Below are 1,107 nucleotides of genomic sequence, written 5' to 3'. Positions count from 1 at the left end.
TTGGACTTGTAACGGTTTTGTGCCGGTCGCTTATCTCGTTATGCCACTCTTGCTTCGAAAGCGAGAGGGCTGATGCCGCCCAGATATGAATGGCGTCGCCGTGGATTGTAGAACCCATTGATATACTGGAAGATGGCAGCAGTCGCCTGACGACGGGTTGGCCAGTTTTGCCTCCAGAGCCATTCCGCCTTCAGGCTTTTGAAAAACGTTTCGACAGCGGCGTTGTCAAAACAGTTTCCTTTTCCGGACATTGAAGCCAGCATTCTATGGGCCTGCAGCTTTTTCCGGAAATCATGAGAACAGTATTGGCTGCCACGATCGGAGTGGAAAATGCAGCCGGGCACCGGGTTACGCAGCCGCACCGCCATATCCAGGGCACGGATGGCCAGATCCTTTTTCATCCGGTCGCTTGCAGCCCACCCGATCACACGACGACTGAACAGATCAATGACGACAGCCAGGTAGAGCCAGCCCTCGGCAGTCCAGATATAGCTGATATCGCCTGCCCATTTCTGGTTGGGGCCTTCAGCAAGGAAGTCGCCGTCCAGAAGGTTGGCCACAATGTCAGACTGGTGGTAGCTGTCGGTCGTGACCTTGTGGCGACGGGTGCGTACGGGCCGGATCCCGTTGTCCTTCATGAGGCGACCAACACGACGTTCCCCGACATCAAGCCCCGCTTCCCTCAGTTCCATGGTCATGCGCGGCCGTCCGTAGGAGCCGTTGCTCAGGGCATAGTGTGCACGAATATGCGCTAGCACTTTCAGATCGGTGCGCTGGCGCTGACAGACCGGTCGGGATGTCCAGGCCCGGTAACCCCGTGCCGAAACCCGCAGGACTTGGCACAACCTCTCGATGGGCCATTCATGCCGATGTCCATGGATAAAGGCGAACCTCATGGCTTTTGGCTCGCGAAGAACTGGGTAGCTTTTTTTAGAATTTCCCTCTCCTCCCGCAGAATTCGGTTCTCCAGGCGGAGACGTTCATTCTCGCGGGCCAGATCAGCCTGCTGTCCGGATCCAGGCTCGTCCGGACGATAATCCACTATCCATTTCGCTAAAGTGGATTTGCCAATACCCAGGTCGCTCGCAACCCGCGCGCGTGACAGTC

General features: G+C 56.8%; 1 protein-coding gene. It reads right to left on the bottom strand.

Annotated elements, in window-relative coordinates:
* Positions 1–38: 38 nt before the first annotated feature.
* A protein-coding gene (locus tag J2D77_RS17110) for an IS3 family transposase (protein ID WP_230975924.1) occupies positions 39–1,107 on the bottom strand; the annotation gives its coding sequence in 2 pieces (ribosomal slippage) (positions 39–934 and positions 934–1,107; 1,070 coding nt annotated over the 2 pieces). This gene is flagged as partial in the annotation.

This window comes from Acetobacter garciniae (assembly GCF_017377735.1).
Lineage (GTDB): Bacteria > Pseudomonadota > Alphaproteobacteria > Acetobacterales > Acetobacteraceae > Acetobacter > Acetobacter garciniae.
The sequence above is the reverse complement of the archived record's forward strand: the minus strand, read 5'-3'. Positions and strand labels throughout refer to the sequence as shown.